The organism is Devosia sp. P3_B2 (assembly GCF_056402875.1).
In genome coordinates, this window is record NZ_JBFUGO010000006.1 from 48,614 (window position 1) to 74,934 (window position 26,321).

Annotated in this window: 29 protein-coding genes; 11 read left to right on the top strand and 18 right to left on the bottom strand. The window is 65.6% G+C overall.

Features of this window, described 5'->3' with window-relative positions; all coding sequences use genetic code 11:
• Positions 1 to 10: 10 nt before the first annotated feature.
• Positions 11 to 709, bottom strand: a complete 699-nt coding sequence (gene pyrF, locus AC1DV8_RS10410) for an orotidine-5'-phosphate decarboxylase (RefSeq protein ID WP_477157418.1) — start codon at positions 707 to 709, stop codon at positions 11 to 13.
• 126 nt (positions 710 to 835) lie between these two features.
• Between pyrF and AC1DV8_RS10415 the strand changes: the two genes are divergently transcribed.
• Positions 836 to 1,288, top strand: a complete 453-nt coding sequence (locus tag AC1DV8_RS10415; protein WP_477151803.1) for a MarR family transcriptional regulator — start codon at positions 836 to 838, stop codon at positions 1,286 to 1,288.
• A gap of 166 nt (positions 1,289 to 1,454) precedes the next feature.
• Here the strand turns inward: AC1DV8_RS10415 and AC1DV8_RS10420 are convergent, their stop codons facing one another.
• The 8 genes from AC1DV8_RS10420 to AC1DV8_RS10455 form a co-directional block, all read right to left on the bottom strand.
• A complete protein-coding gene (locus AC1DV8_RS10420; RefSeq protein WP_477151802.1) occupies positions 1,455 to 2,030 on the bottom strand; it encodes a histidine phosphatase family protein in 576 nt (191 codons plus the stop codon).
• A gap of 36 nt (positions 2,031 to 2,066) precedes the next feature.
• Complete coding sequence (locus tag AC1DV8_RS10425; RefSeq protein WP_477157419.1) at positions 2,067 to 2,639, bottom strand: NADPH-dependent FMN reductase; 573 nt, start codon at positions 2,637 to 2,639, stop codon at positions 2,067 to 2,069.
• Between the two features lie 59 nt (positions 2,640 to 2,698).
• Positions 2,699 to 3,070: a VOC family protein gene (locus AC1DV8_RS10430; RefSeq protein WP_477157420.1), complete on the bottom strand. Its 372-nt coding sequence runs from the start codon at positions 3,068 to 3,070 to the stop codon at positions 2,699 to 2,701.
• Positions 3,071 to 3,172: 102 nt separating this feature from the next.
• Complete coding sequence (dnaJ, locus tag AC1DV8_RS10435) at positions 3,173 to 4,294, bottom strand: molecular chaperone DnaJ (protein ID WP_477151799.1); 1,122 nt, start codon at positions 4,292 to 4,294, stop codon at positions 3,173 to 3,175.
• A gap of 147 nt (positions 4,295 to 4,441) precedes the next feature.
• Positions 4,442 to 5,473 (bottom strand): alpha/beta hydrolase, encoded by a 1,032-nt coding sequence (locus tag AC1DV8_RS10440; protein ID WP_477157421.1) that lies wholly within the window; start codon positions 5,471 to 5,473, stop codon positions 4,442 to 4,444.
• A gap of 288 nt (positions 5,474 to 5,761) precedes the next feature.
• Positions 5,762 to 6,214, bottom strand: coding sequence for a hypothetical protein (locus tag AC1DV8_RS10445; protein ID WP_477151797.1), 453 nt, complete (start codon positions 6,212 to 6,214; stop codon positions 5,762 to 5,764).
• 74 nt (positions 6,215 to 6,288) lie between these two features.
• Positions 6,289 to 8,196, bottom strand: a complete 1,908-nt coding sequence (dnaK, locus tag AC1DV8_RS10450; RefSeq protein ID WP_477151796.1) for a molecular chaperone DnaK — start codon at positions 8,194 to 8,196, stop codon at positions 6,289 to 6,291.
• A 270-nt stretch (positions 8,197 to 8,466) separates the two neighbouring features.
• A complete protein-coding gene (locus tag AC1DV8_RS10455; RefSeq protein ID WP_477157422.1) occupies positions 8,467 to 8,799 on the bottom strand; it encodes a hypothetical protein in 333 nt (110 codons plus the stop codon).
• A 215-nt stretch (positions 8,800 to 9,014) separates the two neighbouring features.
• On the opposite strand from AC1DV8_RS10455, the gene AC1DV8_RS10460 reads away from it, so the two are divergent.
• From AC1DV8_RS10460 to AC1DV8_RS10475, 4 genes are read left to right on the top strand one after another with little or no spacing between them, the layout of a single operon-like run.
• Positions 9,015 to 9,389 (top strand): hypothetical protein, encoded by a 375-nt coding sequence (locus AC1DV8_RS10460; protein WP_477157423.1) that lies wholly within the window; start codon positions 9,015 to 9,017, stop codon positions 9,387 to 9,389.
• Between the two features lie 16 nt (positions 9,390 to 9,405).
• Positions 9,406 to 10,038: a bifunctional nicotinamidase/pyrazinamidase gene (gene pncA / locus AC1DV8_RS10465; protein ID WP_477157424.1), complete on the top strand. Its 633-nt coding sequence runs from the start codon at positions 9,406 to 9,408 to the stop codon at positions 10,036 to 10,038.
• A gap of 8 nt (positions 10,039 to 10,046) precedes the next feature.
• A complete protein-coding gene (locus AC1DV8_RS10470) occupies positions 10,047 to 10,400 on the top strand; it encodes a hypothetical protein (protein ID WP_477157425.1) in 354 nt (117 codons plus the stop codon).
• An 18-nt stretch (positions 10,401 to 10,418) separates the two neighbouring features.
• Positions 10,419 to 10,775: a hypothetical protein gene (locus tag AC1DV8_RS10475; RefSeq protein ID WP_477157426.1), complete on the top strand. Its 357-nt coding sequence runs from the start codon at positions 10,419 to 10,421 to the stop codon at positions 10,773 to 10,775.
• Between the two features lie 11 nt (positions 10,776 to 10,786).
• Here the strand turns inward: AC1DV8_RS10475 and AC1DV8_RS10480 are convergent, their stop codons facing one another.
• The 3 genes from AC1DV8_RS10480 to hrcA all read right to left on the bottom strand — a co-directional run bounded on the left by AC1DV8_RS10480 (position 10,787) and on the right by hrcA (position 13,416).
• Positions 10,787 to 11,530 (bottom strand): class I SAM-dependent DNA methyltransferase, encoded by a 744-nt coding sequence (locus AC1DV8_RS10480; RefSeq protein WP_477157427.1) that lies wholly within the window; start codon positions 11,528 to 11,530, stop codon positions 10,787 to 10,789.
• A gap of 75 nt (positions 11,531 to 11,605) precedes the next feature.
• The gene (gene grpE / locus AC1DV8_RS10485) at positions 11,606 to 12,229 is read right to left on the bottom strand and encodes a nucleotide exchange factor GrpE (RefSeq protein WP_477151790.1); all 624 of its coding nucleotides are present in this window, start codon (positions 12,227 to 12,229) and stop codon (positions 11,606 to 11,608) included.
• A 92-nt stretch (positions 12,230 to 12,321) separates the two neighbouring features.
• On the bottom strand, positions 12,322 to 13,416 hold the full coding sequence (gene hrcA, locus AC1DV8_RS10490; protein ID WP_477151789.1) for a heat-inducible transcriptional repressor HrcA: 1,095 nt from the start codon (positions 13,414 to 13,416) through the stop codon (positions 12,322 to 12,324).
• 105 nt (positions 13,417 to 13,521) lie between these two features.
• Between hrcA and rph the strand changes: the two genes are divergently transcribed.
• From rph to hemW, 3 genes are read left to right on the top strand one after another with little or no spacing between them, the layout of a single operon-like run.
• Complete coding sequence (gene rph, locus AC1DV8_RS10495; RefSeq protein WP_477157428.1) at positions 13,522 to 14,235, top strand: ribonuclease PH; 714 nt, start codon at positions 13,522 to 13,524, stop codon at positions 14,233 to 14,235.
• Positions 14,235 to 14,903 carry a non-canonical purine NTP pyrophosphatase gene (locus tag AC1DV8_RS10500; protein WP_477157429.1) on the top strand — a complete coding sequence of 223 codons (669 nt, stop codon included), beginning with the start codon at positions 14,235 to 14,237 and terminating at the stop codon, positions 14,901 to 14,903. Before rph ends, AC1DV8_RS10500 begins: the two co-directional genes overlap by 1 nt.
• Complete coding sequence (gene hemW / locus AC1DV8_RS10505) at positions 14,893 to 16,080, top strand: radical SAM family heme chaperone HemW (RefSeq protein ID WP_477157430.1); 1,188 nt, start codon at positions 14,893 to 14,895, stop codon at positions 16,078 to 16,080. The genes AC1DV8_RS10500 and hemW overlap by 11 nt, the downstream gene beginning before the upstream one ends.
• Here hemW and AC1DV8_RS10510 read toward each other — a convergent pair.
• The 3 genes from AC1DV8_RS10510 to AC1DV8_RS10520 form a co-directional block, all read right to left on the bottom strand.
• Positions 16,069 to 16,551 (bottom strand): RrF2 family transcriptional regulator, encoded by a 483-nt coding sequence (locus AC1DV8_RS10510; protein ID WP_477151785.1) that lies wholly within the window; start codon positions 16,549 to 16,551, stop codon positions 16,069 to 16,071. The genes hemW and AC1DV8_RS10510 overlap by 12 nt on opposite strands.
• Positions 16,552 to 16,650: 99 nt before the next feature.
• On the bottom strand, positions 16,651 to 17,409 hold the full coding sequence (locus AC1DV8_RS10515; protein ID WP_477157431.1) for an SDR family oxidoreductase: 759 nt from the start codon (positions 17,407 to 17,409) through the stop codon (positions 16,651 to 16,653).
• A 107-nt stretch (positions 17,410 to 17,516) separates the two neighbouring features.
• On the bottom strand, positions 17,517 to 18,491 hold the full coding sequence (locus AC1DV8_RS10520; RefSeq protein ID WP_477157432.1) for a ribose-phosphate diphosphokinase: 975 nt from the start codon (positions 18,489 to 18,491) through the stop codon (positions 17,517 to 17,519).
• A 219-nt stretch (positions 18,492 to 18,710) separates the two neighbouring features.
• Here AC1DV8_RS10520 and AC1DV8_RS10525 point away from each other — a divergent pair, with 219 nt between their 5' ends.
• Genes AC1DV8_RS10525 through AC1DV8_RS10535 form a run of 3 tightly spaced genes read left to right on the top strand, consistent with a single transcriptional unit; the run spans position 18,711 to position 22,517 of the window.
• A complete protein-coding gene (locus tag AC1DV8_RS10525) occupies positions 18,711 to 20,570 on the top strand; it encodes an adenine deaminase (protein WP_477157433.1) in 1,860 nt (619 codons plus the stop codon).
• Positions 20,567 to 21,907: a guanine deaminase gene (gene guaD, locus AC1DV8_RS10530; RefSeq protein WP_477157434.1), complete on the top strand. Its 1,341-nt coding sequence runs from the start codon at positions 20,567 to 20,569 to the stop codon at positions 21,905 to 21,907. The genes AC1DV8_RS10525 and guaD overlap by 4 nt, the downstream gene beginning before the upstream one ends.
• 37 nt (positions 21,908 to 21,944) lie before the next feature.
• Positions 21,945 to 22,517, top strand: coding sequence for a nucleoside 2-deoxyribosyltransferase (locus tag AC1DV8_RS10535; protein WP_477157435.1), 573 nt, complete (start codon positions 21,945 to 21,947; stop codon positions 22,515 to 22,517).
• 140 nt (positions 22,518 to 22,657) lie between these two features.
• Here AC1DV8_RS10535 and AC1DV8_RS10540 read toward each other — a convergent pair whose 3' ends face one another.
• The 3 genes from AC1DV8_RS10540 to AC1DV8_RS10550 are packed head-to-tail and all read right to left on the bottom strand — an operon-like array spanning position 22,658 to position 26,267.
• Complete coding sequence (locus tag AC1DV8_RS10540; RefSeq protein ID WP_477151779.1) at positions 22,658 to 23,602, bottom strand: ABC transporter permease; 945 nt, start codon at positions 23,600 to 23,602, stop codon at positions 22,658 to 22,660.
• Positions 23,599 to 24,726, bottom strand: a complete 1,128-nt coding sequence (locus AC1DV8_RS10545) for an ABC transporter permease (protein WP_477157436.1) — start codon at positions 24,724 to 24,726, stop codon at positions 23,599 to 23,601. Before AC1DV8_RS10545 ends, AC1DV8_RS10540 begins: the two co-directional genes overlap by 4 nt.
• Positions 24,723 to 26,267, bottom strand: a complete 1,545-nt coding sequence (locus tag AC1DV8_RS10550) for an ABC transporter ATP-binding protein (protein ID WP_477157437.1) — start codon at positions 26,265 to 26,267, stop codon at positions 24,723 to 24,725. The genes AC1DV8_RS10545 and AC1DV8_RS10550 overlap by 4 nt, the downstream gene beginning before the upstream one ends.
• Positions 26,268 to 26,321 lie beyond the last annotated feature (54 nt).

Consider the following 26,321-nt stretch of genomic DNA (forward strand, 5'->3'; position numbering starts at 1 on the left):
GCCGCCGCGCTCATGCCAGCCGGGTGCCACCCGCCATCTCGGCGAGAATCGCCTGCGCCGCACTCAATGGATGGGCCGCGGCGGTGATCGGGCGCCCGACCACGAGGTGGCTTGCCCCGGCGGCCAACGCTTCTGCCGGGCCAGTGACCCGCTTCTGGTCGCCGTGCGCGCTGCCGGCCGGCCGGATGCCGGGGGTGACGATGGCCATCTTCGGCCCGACGATCGAGCGCACCATCTCGGCCTCATGCGGCGAGCTGACCAGCCCGCCAATACCGGCGTCACGCGCTTGTTGTGCTCGCAGCGCGACGAGCCCGGCCGTGTCGCGGGCAAAGCCGGCCTCGGCGAGGTCCGCGTCGTCCATCGAGGTCAGCACCGAAACGCCCAGCACGCAGAGGTCCGATCCGGCCGCGCCGCGCACGGCCGCGCGCATACATTGCGGATAGGCGTGGACGGTGACCATCGTCGCGCCGGTTTTCGCGATCGCCGCGACGCCCTTTTCGACCGTGTTGTCGATGTCGAGCATCTTGAGATCGAAGAACACGCGCTTGCCTGCGGCGAGCAGGGCCTTGCCGAGGTTCAGCCCGTCGCCGCCGTAGAACAGCTGGTATCCGATCTTGTAGAAATCGACGGAGTCGCCGAGTTGCGTGATCAAGCGTTCCGCCTCGTCTCGGGTGTCGAGATCGAGTGCGACGATCAGTGTGCCTGCCATCAGATGTCTCCGGATTTTCCGGTCAGTGCCACAGCCGGCCGAATCGGGCAAGTAGAAATGCCCGCTTGCGCGCGATGTTATGGCCCCATAGCGTCCGCCCAACTCAATGGAATCATTAGACCAATCATGCAGCAGCAGGCGTTTTCCGCCGTCGTCGCCTGGGTGCGACTCGAGCGTGCCACCGAGGCCTTCCACGCCGACCTGAAGAAGCGGTTCGGCATCACCGGGCTGCAGCTTTCGGTGCTCCGCATCTGCGCCGAGCGCCCGCAGCTGCCGCTCGCCGCGCTGCGCAAGGCGCTGGTGATGCATCCGGCGACACTCGGCCAATCGATCGACGAGCTGCGCCGCATGGACCTGGTGACGGTGAAGACCGACCCGCGCGATCGCCGCGCCCGGTTGGTGGGGCTGACCGAGGCAGGGACCGAGTTGCTGTCGAAGGCGCCGCTCGCCGGTCCGACCCGGCTGCGCGAGGTCGATCACGACGTGGCCCGGCTCGATCGGCTGAAGCTGGCGCTGGAGGATGCGGTGGAGCTGTTCGGGTTGGGCGAGTGGACGCCGGGGCGGAAGGATGGCCCGTAGGGAGGTAATCGTCGGGCACTGAACTCTCGGTGATCCTCCCCCGCGTGGCGGGGGAGGGGCCCAGCAAAGCTGGTGGAGGGGGCGGCCATAAACACCGGCGCTTCCCGTCGCCCCCTCCACCCGTTCCACGGGGGAGGATCACCGAGGTCCTGTGCGTGCGCGGAGTTCAGAGCCCGTCGATCGTCGCCGGCAGGTCTTCCATCGGGATCCAGTCGGTTAGCAGCTTCCGGTCGCTGAGCCGCACGACGAACACATTGCCGCCGCCCGGATTGCCGATCCGGCGCTGGTCTTCCGACCGTGCGATGGTGAGGTTGCCGAGGTGGCACTTCAGCAGCGTGCCGACGGCGCCATGTCCGGTTAAGGCGATTGGCAGCCGCGGATCGTGGCCGGCCAGCACCTCGTTGAACGCGCCGACCACACGCTTCTGTGCGGCCCGCGCGGTCTCCCAGCCCTCGACCGACTCATCGGGGCGCGCGAACAACGCGTCGGCCAGTTGCTCGAACCGGGCCGCGGGAACAAAACCAGTACTGCTGCGATCGTTCTCGCCGAACTTATCCCCGCTATCCACAAGCGCGCCACAGCCGGTGGCGAGAATCGCCGCCAGCTCGAGAGCCTTGGTTTCCGTGCTCGAGACGATCCGGGTCAGGTCATTCACCAGTGGATGGTTCGCAAAACGTTCTGCCCGCGACCGTCCCAGCGCCGAGAGCCCCCAGTGTGGCGTCGGCACCTTGGGGTCGATCACCACCTCGGGGTGAGTAACGTATAGTGCGTACACCGGTCAGATGCCGCCGCGCGAGAAGTGGGTGAGTTCGCGCACCATCTGTCCGACCTTCCACTTGATGTTGGCCTCGTTCGGCTCGCCGTTCTCGTCGAACACAGCGGGATAGGGCCCGAGGCCAAGCAGCGTCGGCACCACCAGTGCGCCGATCTTGCTCAGCGAGTCGCGCAAGTGCGACAGCGCGAAGATCGTGGCGTACTTGCCGTCGCTCATCCCGCCGATGCCGAACACCGCGTGCTTGAACGGGTTCGGCTTCTCCCGGCTCACCCAGGACACCACATTGGCGATCAGCGGGGTGATCCCGCCATTGTATTCGGGGCTGATGATGAGGACGATGTCGTGGCTGCGGAACATCTCCGCAAGGCGCTTCGCCGCCTCCGGCGTTTCGCCGGCATCCTCGATGTCCTGGTTGAAGATCGGCATCTCGAAATCGTGGAGATCGAGATCGGTGACGATCACGCCGGCTTCGCGGAGCTTTGCCGACATGTGCCGGCGGAGCGGCTCGTTGATGGCGTTCTTGCGGAGCGAGCCGCAGATGGTGATGGCGGTCTTGGGGGGAGAGGTATCGGTCATGGCGGCGGACGCTAGCGGGCGTTGGGCGTTGGTGGCAAGCGTGACCGAGGGCTCGAGCGTCAATTCTTGGGACGGGAGAAGATGTTGATGATGGCTCCGTCAGGATCGCGAAGCAGCATCGAGCGGTTGCCCCAGGGCATGGTGGTTGGCTGCTGAACGATCTCTGCCAGCGCCGCAGTCCGCGCCAGCAGGCCGTCCACGTCATCGACCTGCAGCTCGATCATCAGCGACCTGTTGGCCCTGGGAACGATCGCCCCGCCATTCACTCTTTCGATGATCTCGCGCGACGAGATGGTTAGCGTACAACCATCAAGCCGGATTTCGGCGAAGCCGGGAGCGAGCCTAGTCGGCTGCACACCGGTCAGCGCGGCATAAAAATCGACGAGCACATCGAACTGATCGGTGACGACCCGCACGGAGGCAAACTTCATCTGGAGCACCTTGGGCTGAGGAGAACGGCACCAGTCCTAGACCGGGCGGATGCCAGTTTCTGTCAGCAGCCAACGCGCGAAGCGTCGCCGGCGGTCCAGGTGTCAGTTCTCGAACAGGCTCTTCAGCTTGGCGAAGAAGCCTTCGCTGGTGGGGGAGTTCTCGCGGGTCGATTCGCGTTCGAACTCCTCGAGCAGCTCGCGCTGGCGCTTCGACAGGCTCTGCGGCGTCTCGACGTCGAGCTGCACGTAGAGATCGCCAAAATCCTTGGAGCGGAGGATCGGCATGCCCTTGCCCTTGAGGCGGACACGCTGGCCGGGCTGGGTGCCGGTCGAGACTTTCACCCGGGCGCGAGCCGCGTCGAGCGTCGGCACTTCGAACTCGCCGCCGAGCGCCGCGGTGGTCATGGCGATGGGCACGCGGGCGTAGAGGTCGGCGCCGTCGCGCTGGAACAGGTCGTGCGGCTTGATCGAGATGAAGATGTAGAGATCGCCCGGCGGTCCGCCGCGCAAGCCTGCCTCACCCTCGTTGGCGAGCCGGATGCGGGTGCCGTCCTCGATGCCCTTGGGGATATCGACGCTGAGCGTCCGGTTCTGCTGGCGGCGGCCCTGGCCACCGCAATCGGTGCAGGGCTGCTCGAGGATCTGGCCGCGGCCGTTGCAGATCGGGCAGGTTCGCTCGATGGTGAAAAAGCCCTGCGCCGCGCGCACCTTGCCCTGGCCGTTGCAGTGCCGGCAGGTCGACATGCCGGTGCCGGGTTTGGCGCCGGAGCCGTCACAGGTTTCGCAGGCGGCGAGCGTCGGCACGTCGATATCGACGGTGCGGCCGGCAAATGCCTCCTCGAGGCTGATTTCGAGGTTGTAGCGCAGGTCCGAGCCGCGCAAGCGGGACTGGCCGCCGCGGCCGCGGCCGCCCATGAAGTCGCCGAAGATGTCCTCGAAAATATCGGACATCGACGAGGTGAACTCGGGCCCGAACCCGGCCGGACCACGCCCGCCGTTCTCGAACGCCGCATGCCCGAAGCGGTCGTAGGCGGCGCGCTTCTGCGGGTCCTTCAGCGTGTCGTAGGCTTCGCTGATTTCCTTGAACTTGTGTTCGGCGTCGGCGTTGCCCGGATTCCGGTCGGGGTGGAACTGCATCGCAAGCTTGCGGTAGGCGCCCTTGAGCACCGCTTCGTCGGCGCCTTTCGGGACCCCGAGCACTTCATAAAAATCGCGTTTCGCCAATCGGCCTTGTCCTTGGTTGCCTGCGCCCCGCATCAGGCATCCGGCCTAGATAAGTACTCTGGTGCGAGACGGCAACACTATCGAGGCCTGCGGGCTCGACGCACGTGCCCGCTGTGGCTTTTCCACCAGTCCGATGTAGGTGAACTGCTAGCCGCCGAATGCCGCGACCAGGTTCCGGCTCAACTGGCCCTGCGCGAACATCGCCTTGTTGACGATGCGATAAAGCCCGAAGAAGCCGTGCGTCACCCCTTCGTAGAGCGTCATGTCCACCCAGACGCCGGAGCGGCGCAGCGCATCGGCCAGCGCCTCGCCTTCCGAGCGCAACGGATCGACTTCGGCGAGGATGATCGTCGCGGGCGGCAGACCGGCAAGGTCGACCCGCCCGGCAATGTTCATCCGCGCGTCATGCGCGTCGTCCTTCTTGCGGAACAGCTTTCGCGCCGCCCATTCGAGCGTCGCGGTGGAAAAGGGGAAGCTCTCGGCGTTCTGGAGGTGCGAGGGCAGGTCGAACAGCATAGCCGCCATCGGCGTCACGAGACCGAGGTGGATCGGCAGCGGCTTCTCCTCTGCCCGCGCCCTGAGCGCCACGTTGACCGCCAGGTTCCCGCCCGAGCCCTCGCCGACGATCGCCGCGCGCTTCGGATCGCCGCCCAGTGATTCGGCATGCTCGAGGAGCCAACTCCAGGCCGCATAGGCATCTTCGTGCGCCGCCGGGAAGCGGTGTTCCGGGGCCTGCCGGTAGTGCGCCGAGACCACGACCGCGCCGGTGCGGGCCGCGAGGGATCGCGGGGTCGCATCGTAGTTGTCCACATCGCCCAAGACGAACCCGCCGCCATGGAGGAACAGGATCATCGGCCTCAGGCCCATGACGATGTCGTTCTGCGGCACGTAAATGCGGGCGCGGATGTCGTCCGTAGGACCGGGGATCAGCCGCATCTCCATGCCGACGCCCATGTCGTCCACCTGATCGCGGAGGATCCGGCGCAGCGCCATGTCGAGCGTCGGGAGGGCCCGCGCTTCGGGCGAACGGCACTCATCGATGCGCTTGCCGCCCATCGATTGCAGGACCGTGAGCACATGCCGCATGTCGGCATCAAGCCGCTCGGCCGGCTCCATATCGGTCGCCGCCGCGTGAAGTCCGCCGTTCTCGGCGAACCTCCTCACCTCTACCGATGACATACAAAATCCTCTCGAGAGTCGCCGCCCAAACCTCGGAATCCCCGGCCCTGGGTAATCCTTGGTCCCTTACGGGCGCCCCGCTGCTGACGGTCGCGGCGCCCACTTTCGAACGGCAGCGAGTCTAGTTGCCGATGTGAAGACATTTAGGCGGGGGTGCGGCAGGATTTAGAAAAAGCCGGAATCGGGCGATGCCGGTCAAATAAAACAAAGACCCCGGATCGCTCCAGGGCCCTAAAAGATAAGCTGATTCACGTGAAACGCGAGGCCTATGCCACTCGCCGGAGTGGCTTATGCCACCTGTTCGCGGGTGATGCCGTGCGCGGCGAGCTTGGCGGCAGCGTTGGCCACCGCTTCCACCGAGAACTTGTCGGCATGGCGCACGACGATCGCTTCGCCGCTGAGTTCGGCCCGCTGGTGCTCGACGAGGCTGTCGAGGCCTTCGGTCGGGTTGGGGTCCATCGCCCAATCGCCGAGGCAGCGGATCGCGCCGTACTTCTTGTGCTTGGTGCGGGTACCGGCGAGCCGTGTGGTCTTGCCGCTGGCTTCGGTCTTCACCTCTTCGGCGTAACTGACCGCGGTCCAGAACTCGCGCTCGAGCGGGTCACGGAACGGCAGGCCGGCGAGTTCGGCGATCCGCATGCGGATCTGGAACGCGTAGTCGTCGTGCCCGAGCCGGCGGGCGTTGGCCATCAATTTCCGGAGCTTTTCCGGTTCGGAGAATTTGCTGAGATCTGGGAACATTCATATCCCTATCACATCGGCAAACAAAAAGGGCCCGGCAATCGCCGAGCCCTCGAATCAATCTTGCGGGGTCGTTAGGCCGACTTCTTGTCGTCCTTGACCTCTTCGAACTCGGCGTCGACGACATCGTCGTCGGCCGGGTTGTCGCCGCCTTCGGCCTTGGCCTCGGCTTCCGCCTGGCTCTGCTTGTACATCGCCTCGCCCAGCTTCATCGAAGCTTCGGCCAGCGTCGCGGATTTCTCCTTGATCGCATCGGCGTCGTCGCCCTCGAGCACGGCCCGCAGATCGGTGATCGCCGTCTCGATGGCAGTCTTTTCTTCGGCGGTGACCTTGTCGCCGTAGTCCTTCAGCGACTTCTCGGTCGAGTGGATCAGCGACTCGCCCTGATTTTTCGCCTCGACCGCCTCACGCTTCTTCTTGTCGGCGTCGGCGTTCTGCTCGGCTTCCTTGACCATGCGCTCGATATCGGCGTCCGAAAGGCCACCCGAGGCCTGGATGCGGATCTGCTGCTCCTTGCCGGTGCCCTTGTCCTTGGCCGACACGTTCACGATGCCGTTGGCGTCGATGTCGAACGTGACTTCGATCTGCGGCACGCCGCGCGGCGCCGGGGGAATGCCGGCGAGGTCGAAATTGCCGAGCAGCTTGTTGTTGGCGGCCATCTCGCGCTCGCCCTGGAATACGCGGATGGTCACCGCGTTCTGGTTGTCCTCGGCGGTCGAGAAGGTCTGGCTCTTCTTGGTCGGGATCGTGGTGTTGCGGTCGATCAGGCGGGTGAACACGCCACCCAGCGTCTCGATGCCGAGGCTGAGCGGGGTCACGTCGAGCAGCAGCACGTCCTTGACGTCGCCCTGCAGCACGCCGGCCTGGATGGCGGCACCCATCGCAACGACCTCGTCAGGGTTCACACCCTTGTGCGGCTCCTTGCCGAAGAACTGCTTCACCGTCTCGATGACCTTGGGCATACGGGTCATGCCGCCGACCAGCACCACTTCGTCGATCTGCGCAGCCGAAACGCCCGCATCCTTCAGCGCCTGCCGACAGGGGTCGACGGTCTTCTGGATCAGGTCGTCGACCAGGCTCTCGAGCTTGGCGCGCGTCAGCTTCAGCGTCAGGTGCTTCGGACCCGAGGCATCGGCGGTGATGAACGGCAGGTTGATTTCGGTCTGGGTCGAGCTGGAGAGCTCGATCTTGGCCTTCTCAGCCGCTTCCTTCAGGCGCTGCAGCGCAAGCTTGTCGCTCCTGAGGTCGATACCCTGGTCCTTCTTGAACTCGGCCGCGAGGTAATCGACGAGGCGCATGTCGAAGTCTTCGCCGCCGAGGAAGGTGTCGCCGTTGGTCGACTTCACCTCGAACACGCCGTCGCCGATTTCGAGCACGGAAATATCGAAGGTACCGCCGCCCAGGTCATAGACCGCGATGGTGCCGGTGTTCTTCTTGTCGAGCCCGTAGGCGAGCGCTGCCGCCGTCGGCTCGTTGATGATGCGGAGCACTTCCAGGCCGGCGATCTTGCCGGCGTCCTTGGTGGCCTGCCGCTGCGAATCGTTGAAGTACGCCGGAACGGTGATCACCGCCTGTGTGACGTTCTCGCCGAGATACGACTCGGCGGTTTCCTTCATCTTGGTGAGGATCATCGCCGAGACTTCCGAGGGAGAGTACTTCTTGCCCTCGACCTCGACCCAGGCATCGCCGTTGTCGGCGTTGACGATCTTGAAGGGCACGAGGCCCTTGTCCTTTTCCACCATCGGGTCGTTGTAGCGCCGGCCGATCAGGCGCTTTACCGCGAACAGCGTGCCTTCCGGGTTGGTGACCGCCTGGCGCTTGGCCGGCTGGCCGACGAGCCGCTCGCCGTCCTTGGTGAACGCAACCATGGAGGGCGTGGTGCGTGCGCCTTCCGCATTCTCGATGACCTTGGGGGTCGCGCCGTCCATGACTGCGACGCAGCTGTTGGTCGTACCCAGGTCGATTCCGATGACTTTACCCATTACCTACTGCCTCTTTCCTGGCGAACCCGGATGAAACCCCATCCGGCAGTTCCTGATCCCTCGTCGGGTGTCCGGGTTCCCGCGTTGAAACTGACCCGTCGCCGGGCCTTGAGCGCTATATAGGAGGGGGTTTTTGGGGGTGCAAGCGCAGTCCGGGCACAAAGTCCCGGCTTTCGGGTGGAACACACCACGTAGGAGGTGCTTCAGCGGCCCCGATTGTACAGAAACCAACGGTGGAGAGCGCAGCTACGCTACGCCCTCCGGCAGGCCTTACGTCGCGTCGCTCAGCGTGTATTCGCCCAGCTCGCAGAGGTCGACGCCCGGCTCGATGAACTCGGAATCGTCCTCCAGCACGAATTTCATGTCGTAGACGCACTGCTCGCGGCCATCGCCGATGGTGACGTCGACGAAGTTGCCGGCCGGCAGGTACTTGTCGGCGAACACGTCTTCTTCCCAGCTGTCGACATCGGCCGGGGAGGTGAAGAGGCTCTTCACCGCATAGGACGAGTTGTTGGTCAGCTTGAAGGTCAGGTCTTCGGCCAGCGCCGCGCCAGGCAGCGCGACCAGCAGCGCCACGGCGCCGCCCAGGATCGACAGTTTCAATTTAGCCCCCAGTTCTGGCGCGCGGGAGTCGCGGCGCCGGACTTTCGCTTAGCATTTTAGTCCGATAAGCCTCAAAGGCCTGATATTGCCGTGGTTAGAGAAATCTCACCATCGGCGGCGCGGTGGTGCGCCGACGCGGCTTGTCGTTGCGGCCCCGGTTATGGTCTAAGAAGCGCTCGTTGCCGCCTCTCGTTGCCGTCTTGGGGAACACGACCATGCTGAGGTTCCTTGTCATCGCCCCGCTCCTCGCGGCCGCATTGCTCCCCCTCGCCGCGATGGCGCAGGAGGTGCCGTCCGAGGCGCAGATGGACATGTGGTGCGGCACCGCATTCGAGTTGATGACCCGCGACGCACCGGCCGACGCCACGCCCGAGAAGCTGGCCTCGGCCAAGGTCTATGCCGATGGCGGCCAGTTGCTGCTGCAGCGCGCCATCCCGATCTACCTCGAAGCCGGCTATACCGATGAGGCACTGGCCGACTATCGCCAGGACCTCGAAAATTCCATCGGCCGCGTGGTCAACGGCTCGGCTCGCGCCAATGACGACGCTGCTTTTTCATTTCAGGATTGTTCGGCCCTGATCGGCCAATGAGATAGACAAGACCCGCATGGCCTTTACCCCGCGCTCCGACGACCTCTTCCTCGTGGTCGACCTGCAGTATGATTTCCTCCCCGGCGGCAAGCTTGCCGTTGCCGGCGGCGACGAGATCATCATCCCCATCAACCGGCTCGGCCGTCGCTTCGAAAACGTCGCGATGACCCAGGACTGGCACCCGCGCGGCCACATCTCGTTCGCCTCGACCCACCCCAGCGCCACGCCGTTCGAGGTGATGGAGCTGCCCTACGGCCCGCAGGTGCTGTGGCCCGACCACTGCGTCTGGGACACCCACGGTGCCGAATTCTCCGCCGATGTCGAGCTGCCCCACACCCAGCTGGTGATCCGCAAGGGCTACCACGAGGTGGTCGATTCCTATTCCGGCTTCCAGGAGGCCGACAGGAAGACCAAGACCGGCCTCGAGGGCTACCTGCGCGAGCGAAAATTCAAGCGGCTGTTCATTGCCGGTCTGGCCACCGATTTCTGCGTAAACTGGACGGCGGTCGATTCGGCCCATGCCGGCTTTGAGACCTATGTGATCGAGGATGCCTGCCGCGCCATCGATACCGGCGGCTCGCTGGCCCAGGCCTGGGCCGACATGACCGCCGCGGGGGTCAAGCGGATCGTCGCCGGGGACATCGCCTGAGGGTTGAGATGCGAAGGGTCGTTCTGGGGTTGCTGCTGATCGGACTGTGGAGCCTGCCGGCCATCGCCGCCGAGCCGTCACCTGCCGCCGACCGGCTGCTCTGGTGCGGCAGCGCCTTCTTCTGGCTCGCCACCGACGCCTACGATTCGGGCGAGGACGCCGAAGCCCAGCAATACGAGGCCTGGTCCGACGACCTCGCCGGCCGCGCCGACATGATGCTGGAAGCGGAAGGCAACGACGACAACGCCATCACCGCGCTGCGCGACGCCTATGACAGCCGCGTCGTCGACGAGATGGGCAAGCCCGGCGCGAAGTATGATGTGACGACGTGCCCGGACCTGGTGGTTTCGGCAGCGAACTGAACCATCGGGGGAATTCATATGCGCCTGGCCGTCCTAGCCGCCGTTTCCGTGGCTCTCCTGATTGCTGCCACTCCTTCACTTGCGAAGTCCGCGCCCAAGCAGACCGAACGCGCGCTCTATTGCGGTTACAGCTTCCTGCTCGAGGCCGCCGACCTGCGCGCAGCAGGCAAGAATGCGGCCGCCCGAAAGGTCAAGGAGGAGGGTGAGCTCGACATCAAGTTCGCGGTAGCGCGCCTCCACTGGGAGGATTTCTCTGAGGCGGAGATCAGCAAGCTGAAGCAGAAGTTCGAGACGCAGGTGGCCAAGGACCGAGCCAAGGGTAAGCTCAAGTTCCAGGGGGCCCAGTGCACCCCCGACGCAGTCATGAACGCCTGAGCCGCTACGCCCTACGCCGCTGTGCAAACACAGACCTGCCGCCGGCTGCCCGCCGTCAGTGCACCCCGGTTGAAATCCCCATACCGTTCCACTAGCCGCAGCCCGCCCGAGGCGAGCAGCAGCGGCAGCTCCTGCGGAAAGATCTGCCGTAGTTCGAGCGGGGTGTGGCGGAAATCCTTGCGGTCGACTGTGGACCAGTACCAGTCGGCGCGGCTCACCTGGGTGATCGGATCGTAGGCAATCGTCTCCTCAACGGTGACGTCACCTAGACGCGGGTGCGCGAACGTGCCCAGCAGCTCACGCCGCCCAGCCGGCAGGCTGAGCAGGCGCTGGCTCGGCACGAACACGTCGAATACCAGCCGCCCGCCCGGCGCAAGATGCTGGCGGATAGCCGAGAAGGCTCGGGCGAAGTCGGCGCGCGAGTGGAGGTGCATCAGCGAGTTGGCGGCAATAACGATCGCGTCGAAGTGCCGGCCGAGCACGAAATCACGCATGTCGAGCTGAAGGAACTCCGCCGACACACCGCGTTCGGTCGCGGCGGCTCGGGCCCGCGACAGCATGGTTTCGGACAGATCGCCCCCGGTCACCAGCGCTCCGCTTGCCGCCAGCGGCACTGTGAAGCGGCCCGACCCGCAGGCGAGTTCGAGCACGCGCTGCCCCGGTCCTCCTGCCGCTTCGACGTAGAAGCGCTCCATCGCGGCAACCGGCGGCGCCACGAGATCGTAGAGATCGGCGTCGTCGTAAAGGCTGTCCATCGCGCTCCTCCTTCGCAACCGGGCAACAAAAAAGGGCGCCGGAGCGCCCTTCTCGACATCACCAGAAAGGTGAGATCAAACGCTCTTGTCCACTGCGCCTTCGGCCGGGGCGCCGGTTGCGCCGCCGCCCTTGGCGACGCCGACCATGGCCGGGCGCAGCACGCGGTCGCCGATAGCGAAGCCGGCCTGCACCACCTGCACCACGGTGCCTTCCGGCCGCGACGGATCGGGGACCTCGAACATTGCCTGGTGCTTGTGCGGGTCGAACTTCTGGCCTTCCGCCTCGATCGGCTTGACGCCGTGCTTGGCGAGCAGCCGCTGCATCTCGCGCTCGGTCATCTCGATGCCTTCGATCAGCGAGCGGACCGTCGGGTCGGCGCTGTCGCGGGCCTCGGCCGGCAGCACCATCAGGGCGCGGCTCAGCGAATCGGTGGCCGTCAGCATATCGCGGGCGAACCCGGCGATGGCATAGGACCGCGTATCGCCGATCTCGCGCTCGGTGCGCTTACGCAAGTTCTCCATCTCCGCGATGGTGCGCAGCAGCTTGTCGCGCATGTCCTGGTTCTCGGCCTTCAGGGCCTCGATCGGATCGGGCGTCGCTGCCGTCTCGGCGGTCTTTTCGTCTGGCGTGTTGCCCTGGGTTTCGGTCGCGGTGGAAGCGGCCTTGTCGTCCTCGGGCTTGCTCGTATCGTCGTTCATTGGGACCTTGGATTTTGTCGCTGATCGCGTTTGCCCCGCATATCGGCCAATGAGCGATAAGATTCAAGCCTAGGAAAGGTTCCGGTACGGTCTCAGCCCTTCCGGGCCATCATGGCGGAGACGACATTGGCGGTATAATCCACCACCGGCACGATGCGCGCATAATTGAGCCGCGTCGGCCCGATGACGCCCAGGACGCCCACGACCTTCTGGTTTGCATCCTTGTACGGGCTGAGGATCACCGACGAGCCGGAGAGCGAGAACAGCTTGTTCTCCGAGCCGATGAAGATCTTCACCCCCTGCGCCGTCTCGGTATCGCCGAGCAGCTCGATCAGTCCATCGCGGCTTTCGAGTTCGTCGAACAGCTGGCGCACCCGGCTCAGTTCCTCGGACGCCATGGTGTCGTTGATGAGGTTGGCCCGGCCGCGCACGATCACCGTCGGTGGCGAAGCGCTGCCCGAGCCCGAGAGCGTCGCGAGCCCGGCATCCACCAGCTTGTGCGTCAGCTCGTCCAGCTCATGCACAGTGGCTTCGCGCTGCGCCTGCAGCGCCTTGCGGGTCTCGTTCAGCGTCTTGCCCACTGCAAAATGCGCCAGGTAGTTCGAGGCCTGCGTCAGCGCGCTTGCCGTCAGCCCCGGCGGCAGCGGCAGCACGCGGTTTTCCACCGAGCCATCCTCGCCCACCAGCACCACCATGGCGCGCTCGGCATCGAGCCGGATGAACTCGATGTGCTTCAGCACCAGGTCGGACTTTTGCGCGATCACCACGCCGGCGCCATGACTTAAGCCGCTGAGCAGCTGGCTCGCCTCGGTGAGCAGGTCCTCGACCTGCCCATGTACGGCCGGCCCCTGGAACTGCTTGGCGATCGCCGCCTTCTCGTCCTCGTTGACCGCGCCGACTTCCAGCATCGCGTCGACGAAGAACCGCAAGCCCTGCTGCGTCGGCAGCCGGCCGGCCGAGGTGTGCGGTGAGGCGATCAGCCCCAAATCCTCGAGATCGGCCATCACGTTGCGCACGGAAGCCGGGCTCAACCCGACGCTCAGCATCCGCGCCAGGTCGCGCGACGCCACCGGCGTGCCGGTGTCGAGATAGCGCTCCACCAACTTGCGGAAGATGTCCTGGCTGCGGGCGTTGAGCACTGCGAGCACGTCTTCGGGAGCTTTTGCGCGATCTGCCATGTTCACCATTTAGGCGGAAAGGCCTGTGTCGCCAAGCGACCGCTGCTTGTTCGGGGGGACGGTCAGGGTTAAGAGGCGGTTAACAGCATTTCCAAGAACGAGTGATTTGACCATATGCGCCCTTCCGGACGCCAGCCAGACCAGATGCGGGCCGTAACGCTCGAACGCAATGTCGCCCCCAAGGCCGAAGGCAGCTGCCTCGTCAGCTTCGGCTCGACCAAGGTGTTCGTCACCGCCTCGGTCGAAACCACGCTTCCCTCCTGGCGCCGCAGCTCCGGCATGGGCTGGGTCACCGCCGAGTACGGCATGCTGCCGCGCGCCACCGGCTCGCGCACCAAGCGCGAGGCTACTCAGGGCAAGCAGAGCGGGCGCACCCAGGAAATCCAGCGGCTGATCGGCCGCAGCCTCCGCGCCGTCGTCGACATGCAGGCACTGGGCGAGAATCAGATCACGCTGGACTGCGACGTGCTGGAGGCCGATGGCGGCACCCGCACCGCCTCGATCACCGGCGCCTATATCGCACTGGCCGACGCCATCAAGTGGCTCGAGGCCCGCGGTCTCACCAAGGGCCCGGTGCTGCGCGATTCGGTCGCCGCCATCTCCTGCGGCATCTATCGCGGCAGCCCGGTGCTCGATCTCGATTATCTCGAGGACGTCGAGGCCCACACCGACGCCAATTTCGTCATGACCGGCACCGGCAAGTTCGTCGAGATCCAGGGCACCGCCGAGCAGGCGCCGTTTAGCCGCGACGAGCTCAACAGCCTGATGGCGCTGGCCGAGCAGGGAATCGGCGAACTCACGGCCCTGCAGAAGGCGGCCCTTTCCTGATGGTGGCGAAGCTCACATTGCGGCGCGGCGACCGGCTGGTGCTGGCGACCCACAATGCGGGCAAGCTCGCCGAGTTCAAGGAACTGCTGGCGCCGTTCGGGCTCGACCTCGTGTCGGCCGGTGAACTCGGCCTGCCGGAACCGGAAGAGACTGGCACCACCTTCATCGAGAACGCCCGCATCAAGGCGCATGCCGCCGCGGCCGCTGCCAACAACATCGCGCTGGCCGACGATTCCGGCCTCTCGGTCAATGCCATCGGCGGTCAGCCCGGCGTCTACACCGCCAACTGGGCCGGCTCCAGCGCCCACGGCGGCCGCGACTACATGGTCGGCATGCGCCGCGTCGAGGACGCGCTGCAGGCCGTGGGCGCCACCACGCCGGGCGAACGCCGCGGTGCCTTCAACGCCACGCTCTGCCTCGCCCACCCGGATGGGCGCGAGGTGATCTACGAGGGCAAGGCCGAAGGCATGCTGGTCTGGCCGCCGCGTGGCGACAAGGGTTTCGGGTTCGATCCGGTCTTCATGCCCGACGGCTACGACATCACCTTCGGCGAGATGTCGTCCGAGGCCAAGCACTCCTGGTCGCCGGGCAAGGTTGGGTTGTCCCACCGCGCCCGCGCCTTCGCCAAGTTCGTCGACGATGCACTGGGAGGCGGCGTTGAGCACTGAAACCTTCGGCCACAACTCCGTCGATCCGCGCTCCAACGGCCTGTTCGGTGTGTACGTGCATTGGCCCTTCTGCGCCGCCAAGTGCCCCTACTGCGATTTCAACTCGCACGTGCACCGTGGTGAGTTCGACGAGCAGACCTACGTCGAGTCCTACGCGGCCGAACTGGCGCATTTCGCCAAGCAGACGCCCGGCCGTACGGTGCAGTCGATCTTCTTCGGTGGCGGCACCCCGTCGCTGATGGACCCGCGCTCGGTCGAAGGCATCCTCAACGCGATCTCCAAACATTGGGTCATCGACCCGCGCGCCGAGATCACGCTTGAAGCCAACCCGACCTCCGTCGAGGCCGATCGCTTCCGCGGCTATCGCTCCGCCGGCGTCAACCGCGTCTCGCTCGGGGTGCAGTCGCTGCGCGAGGGGCCGCTGGCCGAACTGGGCCGCCGCCACACCGTCGATGAAGCCATCGCCGCGGTGCGACTGGCGCAATCGATCTTCCCGCGTACCAGCTTCGACCTGATCTATTCCCGCCCGCGCCAGACGCTCGACGAGTGGCAGGACGAGCTGACCGAGGCGCTGTGGCTGGCGCAGGGGCACCTGTCGCTCTACCAGCTCACCATCGAGATGGGCACGCGCTACTACGACCTGTTCCGCGCCGGCAAGCTCAAGATGCCGAGCGAGGACCTGAGCGCAGATTTCTACGAGATGACGCAGGAATTGACCCACAATGCGGGCCTGCCAGCATATGAAATCTCAAACCATGCGCGCCCCGGCCAGGAGAGCCGCCACAACCTGATCTACTGGCGCTATGGCGAGTATGTCGGCGTCGGCCCCGGCGCCCATGGCCGGCTGTTGATCAACAACCAGCGCCATGCCACGGCGACCGAAAAGATGCCGTTCGACTGGCAGAAGCGGGTGCAGTCGCGCGGCCACGGCATGGTCACCGACGACATCCTGACCTGGGAAGAAGAGGGCGACGAGCTCTTGGTGATGGGCCTCCGCCTGCGCGAAGGGATCGATCCGCGGCGCTTCCAGAAAATCTCCGGTCGCGCCATTTCCGAGCGCCAGATCAACGAGTTGAAGTCGATCGGCTTCGTCGAGACCCTGCCCAACGGCTTCATCCGCGTCACCGACAAGGGCTGGCCGGTGCTCGACGCGGTGGTCGCCGACCTAGCGGCCTAGCACCCACTCAAAACTCTTCGTCCAGAGTTCGGGCGGGATCTCGGCTTCCAGCGTCTTCACCAGCTTCGAGATCGGCACGGCGCGGAGCGTGTCCCGCCACGCCTGGTCGGCTTCCCACATCACCCGCGAGACGGCGCAGGGCTTTGACTCGCAATAACCCTCCGGCCGGCACGGGTTGTTCTGGCGGATCTGGGTGCACACGAAGGTGGAGCCCGGTCCCTCCACCGCCTCAACCACTTCGAGGAAAGAGATATCGGCCGGCGCTTTCGCCAGTCGGTAGCCACCCGATGGTCCCAGCGTGCTCTCGACGATGCCGGCATTCGACATCGCCTGCAGGGCCTTCGAGAGATATTCCTTCGGCACGCCGTGGAACTCCGCCAGCACCTTGGTCGCGAGGTACCGGTTCGCCGGAAGACCGGCGAGGATGGCGCAACAGTGGAGCGCCCACTCTACCTGGCTCTTGAGCTGCATCTGGCTGGGCCTGCCTTTGTCGATACGAGTGCGGCACGGGGGGCCGGAACCTGTCTTAGAGCCGACTTCGTTCCAATTCCAACTCCCCGTGTGTGCACGTCAGGTTCGCGGCGCGAAAGCTGTCTTCAGCCAAGTTTCGAAGCCGGTCGGCGTCTTCTGATAGGCGCCCTGCGGCACGAGCGACTTTTCGCTGAGTTCGGTGCCGAAATACTTGGCGTGCGGATCGCCGACCACCGTGCGCTTGTCGCCGGCCGCCGCGAGGTAGCGCTGCACCAGCGTACTCAGCGGAAACGCCTCTGGCCCACCGATCTCGCTTGTGCCGTTGAGCGGCGCCCTGAGGGCGATCTCGGCCACCGCGACCGACAGGTCGATCGCCGCCACCGGCTGCACCAGCCCCGAAGACAGCGTGATGCTGTCGCCTTCGCCGGCGGAGTTGGCGATTCCCTTGAGGAACTCGAAGAACTGCGTCGAGCGGAGGATCGTGTACGGAACCCCGCCGGCCTTGATCACCGCTTCCTGCGCCACCTTGGCGCGCATGTATCCGCTCTCCGGCAGCAGGTCGGTGCCCACGATCGATAGCGCCACATGATGCTTCACGCCGGCGGCCAGTTCGGCGGCGACCAGGTTGCGGCCGGAGGTGGTGAAGAAATCCAGCACCGCCTGGTCCTCGAACGAGGGCGAGTTGGAGAGATCGACCAGCACGTCGGCGCCCTTGAGCACCTCGGCCAGGCCCTCGCCGGTCAGCGTGTTGACCCCCGACGCCGGCGAAGCGGCGATCGCCTCATGGCCCTTTGCCGCCAGCCCGCTCACCACCCGTGAGCCGATAAGCCCGGTTCCGCCGATCACCACAACCTTCATCGCTATCTCCTAATTGAGGACATTACGCATCCTTAAGGACAATAGATATCCGTAATCTGAGACGCTGTAAACCCATGATCCTGCGGCCGGTGTCAGTCCGGGTCTTGCTAAGCCCTGAGGCGGGTCACCGGCGCGGGCTGTTCCGCATGGAACAGTGTGCTCACCGATTCGCCGCTGTTGATCCGTCGCATCGCCTCGGCCAGCGCCGGGGCAATCGACAGCACGGTGAGCTTGGGCACCCGCCGCGCTTCGGCGATCGGTAGCGTGTCGGTGCAGACAATCTCCAGCACATCCGGCTCCGCCGCCAGCCGCGCGATCGCCGAGCCGGCAAAAATGCCGTGCGTGCAGGCGATGCGCACCGAGCGAGCGCCGTGCGCCCTGAGGTGCTTGAGCAGCTCGATCATCGAGCCGCCATTGGCGATCTCGTCGTCGAGGACGATCACGTCGCGGCCCGCGACGTCCCCGATCAGCGCGGTGATCCGCACCTCGGTGTCGCTGATCCGCTCCTTGGCGCCTGCCGCTACCGGAACGCCGAGTCGTTTGGCGAAGGCGGCGGCGTTCTTGGCGTTGCCGAGATCGGGCGATACCACCACCGCGTTGCTGATGTCGTAGCGCTGGAAATACTCGGCGAGCTCGCTCCGCGCATGCAGGTGATCGACCGGCACGCTGAAGAAGCCGTGCACCTGCGGGGAATGCAGCGTCATCGTCAGTACCCGATTGGCGCCGGCGGTCTGCAGCAGGTCGGCGACCAGCCGGCCGCCGATCGAGATGCGCGGCGCGTCCTTCTTGTCGGAGCGGGCATAGGCGTAGTGCGGTATCACCGCCGTGATGCGGGCCGCCGAAGCGCCGCGGGCGGCATCGAGCATCAGCAGCAGTTCGACCAGGTGGTCCTGCACTGGGGCGCTCAGCGTCTGGATCAGGAACACGTCCTGCTCGCGGCAATTGGCCTGCAGCTGCACTTCGATGCAGTCGTTCGAGAACCGCTTCACCCGGGTCGGCAGCAGTGGCACGCCGAGTTGCGCGCAAATCGCGGCCGCGAGTTCGGGATGAGAGCTACCACTGAAAATGGCAATCTGGCTCATCACGGCGCTCCTCGCAGGGTGGGGATCGAGGCCGGCAGCTTATGGCAAAACGGTGTGCCAGCGGCAAGCGATGATGGTCGGGCCTTCTTCGGCAAGCGGCCCGTCCGTTCAGGAAGCATTAAGCACCCGCGGGCTTGCCGCATCGCCCCCATTTCGGCACATTGCGCCCGACTTCGTAAACCGCTTTACTAAGGTGCTGCACCCCCGGATGACCCATTGATGCGCCAGCCTGATGACCTGATCCTCAATGCCGAGGACGAAGTCGCCATTCGCCAGCATTTGACCCTCGTGGCGCTGGCCAAGAGGCCGGCGGACCTGGTGATCGAGGTTGGCCGGCTGCTCTCGGTGCACTCGCGCCAGTGGCTGACGGATCAGGAAATCGTGGTGTCCGGTCGACGCATCGCCTTCATCGGGCAGCGCGGCAGCTACAAGGGCGAGGTAGCGGCGCGGGTCAGTTACGCCGACCTCTCGGCCGTGCCGGGGTTCGGCGAGGTGCACAAGCACATCGAATCGACCCACATCACCCCCGAGTTCGAGGCGGCGCTGGTGCTGCCGCGCGGCAATACCTGGACCTGCGAGGCGAGCCACGAGTTCGCTAACGTCAACGGCCCCAAGAACCAGGAGTTCTGGCAGAAGTCCCGCGTTGCCGGCTCGCCGCTGAAGATCTTCATCCAGCCCGGCTCGGCCGTGCCGCCCAGTGCCTGGGAAGAGTCGGGCGGCTATTACGGCTACGAGGAGCAGCGCGAATTCCTCGCCCACGACATGGGCACGGTCAGCCTCGACGAGGTGATGGACTGGCCCTCGGTGTGGAACCCCGAGAACCCCGGCTATATCCGCATGTGGGGGATGATCGGCGCCACCATGGAGATGCGCGGCGTGGTCGAGGGGCACGGTTCCGGGCTGATCGACCCGCATGATCTCTCGGCTTTCGCCGCCGCCGGCATCTCGTCGGACCATGAGGTCTGGGCGCTGGAGGAAGCGTGGGAACGGTTGAGCCACGGCATTTTCACCGAGCTGCGGCCGTTCTCCTATGACGTCATACTGCCTGGGCTGATCGAGCGGCTGGAGGACTGGTCGAACATCGCCTTCACCACCGACGACCGCTCGGCGTCGGAAACGCTGCAGCTCGGTGCCGCCGACTACAATGTGCGGCACGCCATTTCGTATGGCCTTGCGCCAGAGATCGCCATTCAGTGCGCCACCATCAATCCGGCGCGGCATATGCGGATCGACCAATGGGTCGGCTCGATCTCGCCGGGGCGCTATGCCGACATAGTATTGCTCGACGACGTGCAGACGCTGTCGATAAAGCACGTCTACGCCGATGGCCGGCTGGTGTCGGACGGCAAGTCGTTCCTTGGCGAGGCGGCCCCGATCGAATGGCCCGACTGGGCGCGGAAGACCATGAATATCGGGCGCACGCTGCACGCCCACGACTTTGCCATCAAGGCCGAGCCGGGCCGCCACACGATGCAGGCGGCGATCCTTCGCCCGTTCCACTGGAACGAGGACTTTCTGGTCGAGACCCTGCCGGTGGCCGATGGCCTGGTGCAGCGCGACACCGAGCGGATGATCACCAAGTGGGCGCTGGTCGATCGCTATCGCGGCGATGGCGCGGTAGCGAAGATGTTCTGGACCGGCTGCGGACCGGCCGACCCGGATACGGCGCTGGCCTCGTCGGTGGCGCATGACAGCCACAACGTCTGGTGCATCGGCTCGTCCGATGAGGCGATGGCCAAGGCGGTGAACCGGCTGCAGGAGATCGACGGCGGCTGGGTGCTGGTGCACAAGGGCGAGGTGGTCGCCGAGATGCGCTTCGAGATCGGCGGGCTGATGACGGCGCGCTCGGCCGAGGCGTTCGACAAGGACATGCAGGCGTTCTATCGCGCTGCCGAGGCGGTGGAGTGGATGTATAAGCCATCGGCTCTGAACCTCTGGAAGCCCGGTTTCCCGGAGTTTTTGAAGTTCGCGACGCTCACCTGCTCGCCCTGGCGCTGGGTGCTGGTGGCGCCGAGCGAGCTGGCGCCGGAGGGTTTTGTGAACGTGCAGAACGGCGAGCAGCACAAGGTGGTCTGGTGACGGGTCTGCGAGGCCGCTCGATCCGCGGGACGTTTGCCCATGCGCCGGTCCGTGGACAGCTGGAAGTGCTTGAGGATGCAGTGATTTCCATCGGAGCCGATGGGAAGATCGTTGCCATCGCGAGCGCCGAGGACGGGGTACCGGACGGGACGATCGAAGTGCCGGAGGGCCAGCTGATCCTCCCCGGCTTCGTCGATCTCCACATCCACGCGCCGCAATATCCGCAGCTCGGGCTGGCGCTGGATGAGCCGCTTGAGGTGTGGCTGGGCAAGTACACGTTTCCGCTGGAGGCGAAGTACGCGGACCTCGATTTCGCCCGCGAGCGCTACGAGACGCTGGTAGCCGATCTGCTCGCCTCGGGCACCACCACGGCGCTGTACTTTGCCACGGTGCACCGGCAAGCCACTGAATTGCTTGCGGAAATCTGCCTCGATCGGGGTCAGCGGGCGCTGGTTGGCAAGGTGGTGATGGACGACCCGGCGAGCTGCCCGGACTATTATCGGGATGCATCCGCGGAACAGGCCATCGACGAAACACGTAGCGTTATCAATTACATACGAGCAATGCCCGACAATGATCGGGTGCTGCCGGTGGTGACGCCGCGCTTCATTCCGTCATGCACCGACGTGGCGCTGGCTGGGCTCGGCGCGCTAGCGGCAGAGTGCGATTGTCACGTCCAGACCCATTGCTCGGAAAGCGACTGGGCCCATAACTATGCGCTTGATCGCTATGGCAGAACCGACACCGACGCACTCTCCCATTTCGGCCTGCTGACGCGCAAGACCGTGCTCGCCCACTCCGTGTTCCTGACCGACATGGACATGGAGGCGGTGCGCGCCGCCGGGGCAGGGGTGGCGCATTGTGCGCTGTCCAACATGTATTTCGGCAATGCCGTGTTCCCGCTGCGCCGGGCGCTGGAGAAGGGCCTGCATGTCGGGCTCGGCACCGACATTTCCGGCGGGCCCTCGGGCTCGATGCTGGAAGCCTGCCGCGCCACGGCGCAGGCGTCGCGGATGCTCGAAGATGGGGTGGACGCGAAGGATTCACGTGAAACGCGAGGCGTGCCGAACTCGCGGGTCGATATGCTCACCGCCTTCCACCTCGCCACCGCCGGCGGTGGTGTTGCGCTCGATCTGCCCATCGGTATTTTCCGCCCCGGTTATCACTTCGACGCGCTGATTATGGACCCGGCAGCGGAGGCGGGGACTATTCGGCTGTTTGGCGCCGAACCTGTTGAGCGGGTTGAGCAAATTCTCTACACCGCGAGCCGGCCGAACATCGCCGCGACCTTCGTCGGCGGCGATCTGGTCAGCGGAGCTGACATATATAGCCGCTAGTTTGCCCCAGACTTGAACGCATCCTGAACGAGAAATCATGCCGAAATCCGTCTATCTCGCCGGCCCTGAAGTGTTCCTGCCGAATGCGCGCGAGATCCTTGATCTGAAGATCGCGCTGACCCGCGAGGCGGGACTGGTTCCGGTGTCGCCCGGCGACCTCGAGTTTCCCCCGACCAACAGCAAGTGGGAGCTCGGGCTGGCGATCAGCGCCATCGACGAGAAGCTGATGCACTCGGCCGACGCGATCATCGCCAACCTGACGCCGTTCCGGGGGATTGCCGCTGACACCGGGACGTGCTTCGAGCTCGGGTTCATGTGCGCGCAGGGGAAGCCGGCGTTTGCCTATACCAACGTGAAGGCGGACCACGGCGAGCGGACGCGGGCGCACTTCAATGGCGAGTGGTACGCCGATGCCGATGGCAAGCCGCGGGGGCCGGATCACATCCTGATCGAGGATTTGGGGTTCATCGACAACCTGATGCTGCATGGCGGGGTGGTCAGCCGCGGCGGGGCGGTGGTGGTGGGCGACGCGCCGGTTGGGGCGGAGCTGACGGATATGACGGCGTTCAAGCGGGTGCTGGCTATTGCGGCGGAGCGGTTGGGCCACTGACCTTCGAGCGTGTGGCCACCCCCACCCTTGATCCCTCCCCACAAGGGGGAGGGAGACGACTGAGATATCGCTGCTTGCGCCTCCCTCCCCCTTGTGGGGAGGGACTGAGGGTGGGGGTGCCCCCACGCGCCGATCGAGCGCTACTTCAACCCCCGCAACGCCAGTGCCCGTTGCGCCCGCACCGAGAACAGCACCAGGGCTGCGATCGTCACGACGAACGGGATCATGCGGATCAGTTCGGCCGGGATGTCGTTGAACAAGCCCGGCATCACCACCGCTAGCGCCTCGAAGGCGCCGAACAGCAGGGCAGCGAGTAGCGCCCCAACCGGGTGGCGGGCGCCGAGCAGCACGGCGCCCAGCGCGATGAAGCCGCGGCCGGCGGTCATGTCGCGGGTGAAGCCGACATAGTTGAACATCGCGAGCTGCGCGCCGCCGATGCCGGCGAGGGCGCCGGAGACGACGAGGCTCAGGGTGCGCACCTTGTTGACCGGGATGCCGGCGGCCTCTGGCGCGGCCGGGTATTCGCCGACGCCGCGTAGCCACAGGCCCCAGGGCGTGCGGTAGAGGAAGTACCAGACCGCGAAGACGAGGAACGCCGCGAGCCAGCTCAGCACCGAGTGGCCGGAGAGGAACGATTTGAGGATCGGGCCGATACCGGGGATGGCGCTGAGGAAGCTGAGATCGACCGCCGGGACGGCCTTGCTCTGCAGGTTGATCGAGGTGCCCTTGTCGCCGCCCGTGGCGATGGCGAGGGCGAACACCGTGCCGCCTGCCGCGAGGATGTTGATGGCAAAGCCGACGAGGATGATGTCGGCCTTCAGCCGGTAGGCGAAGAACGCCATGACCAGCCCGAGCACGGCGCCAGCGCCGAGGCCGGCGGCGACCGCCACGTACCACGGGGCATAGACCGAGACGATCACCGCGGTTAGGCAGCCGATCAGCATCATGCCCTCGAGCGCCACGTTGAGCGCGCCCGAGAGATCGGCGATCAGCCCGCCTAGCGTCGCCAGCAGCAGCGGCGTGGTGGTGCGGATGACGGTGACGAAGAAGGTGGCCGAAAAGACCGTGATGATGAGTTCCATCATTTGGCGGCACCTCCGGCAGCGGCAGGCGCAACTGATGGCGACGGACTGCGCTTGAACAGCCGCGTGACAAAGTTGAGCGAGAAGGACGAGCTGACGAGCAGGATGATGATCGCGGTGACGACGCCGATCACCTCGGCCGGAACGTCGGTACGGATGTTCATCAGCTGCGCGCCTTGTCTCAGATAGCCGTAGAACAGTGCCACGATCGGCACGGCCAGCGGCCGGCTGCGGGCGACGATGGCGACGAGAATGCCCTCGAAGGCGAGGCCGCCCTCGAACAGCACGGTCAGCTTGCCGTAGCCCTGCCCCTGGACGAACATCGAGCCGAGCAGGCCACCCAGCGCGCCGGAGGCGGTCATCGCCGAGACCATGATGAAGGTCGCCTTGATGCCGGAATACTCGGCGAAGCGGGCGTTGTGCCCGACGAGCCGCAGCTTCAGGCCCCAGCTGGTGCGGTAGAGCGCGAACCACACCACGAACACCGCGACGAGCGCGAAGACCAGCCCGAGGTCGAGCCGGGTGACGTTGAGCCCGTCGAACTTGATCAGCTGCGGGAACACCGCGCTGTCGGGGAAGTCGTTGGTGGTCAGGACGCCAGGCTGCGGCTTGGGCAGGCTGACACGGACGAGGAAGTTGCAGAGCTCGACCGCGATGTAGTTGAGCATCAACGACGAGACGATCTCGTTGGCACCGAGCTTGGCCTTGGCGATGCCGGGGAGGAACCCGTAGATCGCGCCGGCCAGCATGGCGGCGGCGATGCCGAGCGGGATGCCGGCCCAGCTGGCGCCGAGCGGCGACAGCGCCACATAGCTGGCGGCGAGCGCGCCGATATAGACCTGGCCCTGCACGCCCATGGCGAACTGCCGGGCCTGGAACACTAGGCTGAACGCAAGGCCGGTGACGGTGAGCTTGGCGACATCGTCCAGCCACAGCCCGATAGTGCGGGGCTTCGATGCCGGGGCCGTGAGCAACTGGGTGATCGCGTCGATCGGCGCCTTGGAGGTGAGTAGCACGACGATGAAGGTGACGACGAGCGCGATGACCAGCGCGCCGACGGCGCGACCGACTTCGCGTCGTATCGTCTTCCAGCGCGACCGGCGATCGACGGCGGGGATATTGCTCATTTGAGGGCCGCCTTCATTTCGTCTGCGGTCTGGGTCGAGAGCCCGAGCATGTATGTGCCGAGCGTTTCCGGGGTCAGGTCGGGCGTGTTGAGGAAGGCCGCAACGATCTTGCCGCGATACAGCACCACCAGCCGGTCGCTGAGCGCCAGCAACTCGGAGAGATCGGCCGAACTCAACAGCACCGCAGCGCCCTTGTCGCGGGCGTCGGTAATGGTGCGCCAGATGAACTGCGTAGCCCCGAGATCGACGCCGCGGGTGGGCTGGTTGACCAGGAGGAGTTTCGGCTGCTCGCTGAGTTCGCGCGCCACCACCACCTTCTGCATGTTGCCGCCCGACAGCGTGCCGACGGCATAGCCGGGCCCGCCCACGCGGATCGAGAACTGCTCGATCAGCCGCTGCGCGTTGGCCTTGATCGCCCTGAGGTCGAGCAGGCCGTTACGCACGTAGCGCTTATCGTTGAGCCGGGTCGCAACGAGGTTCTCCGCTACCGTCGATCCGGTGGCGAGGCCTTCGGCGATGCGGTCTTCGGGGATCGAGGCGAGGCCGAGGCCGCGCCGTTCGAGCACGGTCAGCGGGTTGGCATTCTGGTTGGCGACGACGATGTCGCCGGCCGCCACGTGGCGGAGCCCGGAAATCGCCTCCAGCGTTTCGGCCTGCCCGTTGCCTTCGACGCCCACTAGCCCGACGATCTCGCCGGCATAGACGTTGAGATCGAGCCCGGCCACCACTTCGGTGCCGCGCGCGTTGACGACGCGGAGGCCACTGACCGAGGCGACGCGTTCGGTCTGGTCGGTGGGCTTGCGATCGACCCGGAGGCTCACTTCGCGGCCCACCATCAGGGCGGCGAGGCTCTTCTCGGTGACTTCCTTGGTCTTCACCTGGCCGACGGTCTTGCCCTGCCGCATCACCGTGATGGAGTTCGAGATCTCCAGCACTTCGGGCAGCTTGTGGGCGATGAAGATCACCGTCTTGCCCTGCGCCACCAGCGAGCGGATGGCGATGAACAGCTCCTGCACTTCCTGCGGCGCCAGCACGGCGGTCGGCTCGTCGAGGATCAGGATGCGGGCGTTGCGGTAGAGCGCCTTGAGGATTTCGACGCGCTGCTGCTGGCCGACCGGGAGCGACCCGACCGAGGGAAGCGGGTCGACCTTCAGGCGGAATTTGTCGCTGAGCGCCTGCACCTCGGCAATCGCTTTGGCGCGATCGAGCCGGATGCCGGCCTTGGGCTCGGAACCGAGCACCACGTTCTCGTAGACGGAAAAACTCGGGACTAGCGAGAAATGCTGGAACACCATGCCGATGCCCGCATCGATCGCCTCGCGCGGGTTGGCGAAATGCACCTGCTTGTTGTCGAGCAGCAAGGTGCCGGCGTTCGGCTGTTCGATACCGAACAGGATCTTCATCAGGGTGGATTTGCCCGCGCCGTTCTCGCCGACCACGGCATGAACTTCGCCCGGCTCGATAACGAGGTTCACCCCGTCATTGGCCACTACACCGCCGGGATAGGTCTTGCCGATCCCGATTGCTTCCAGAAGCGCCATGCTGCCCCGCTTTGCGCCAGATATTCAAAGAGTTGGGCCCCGCGTTGCCGCGGG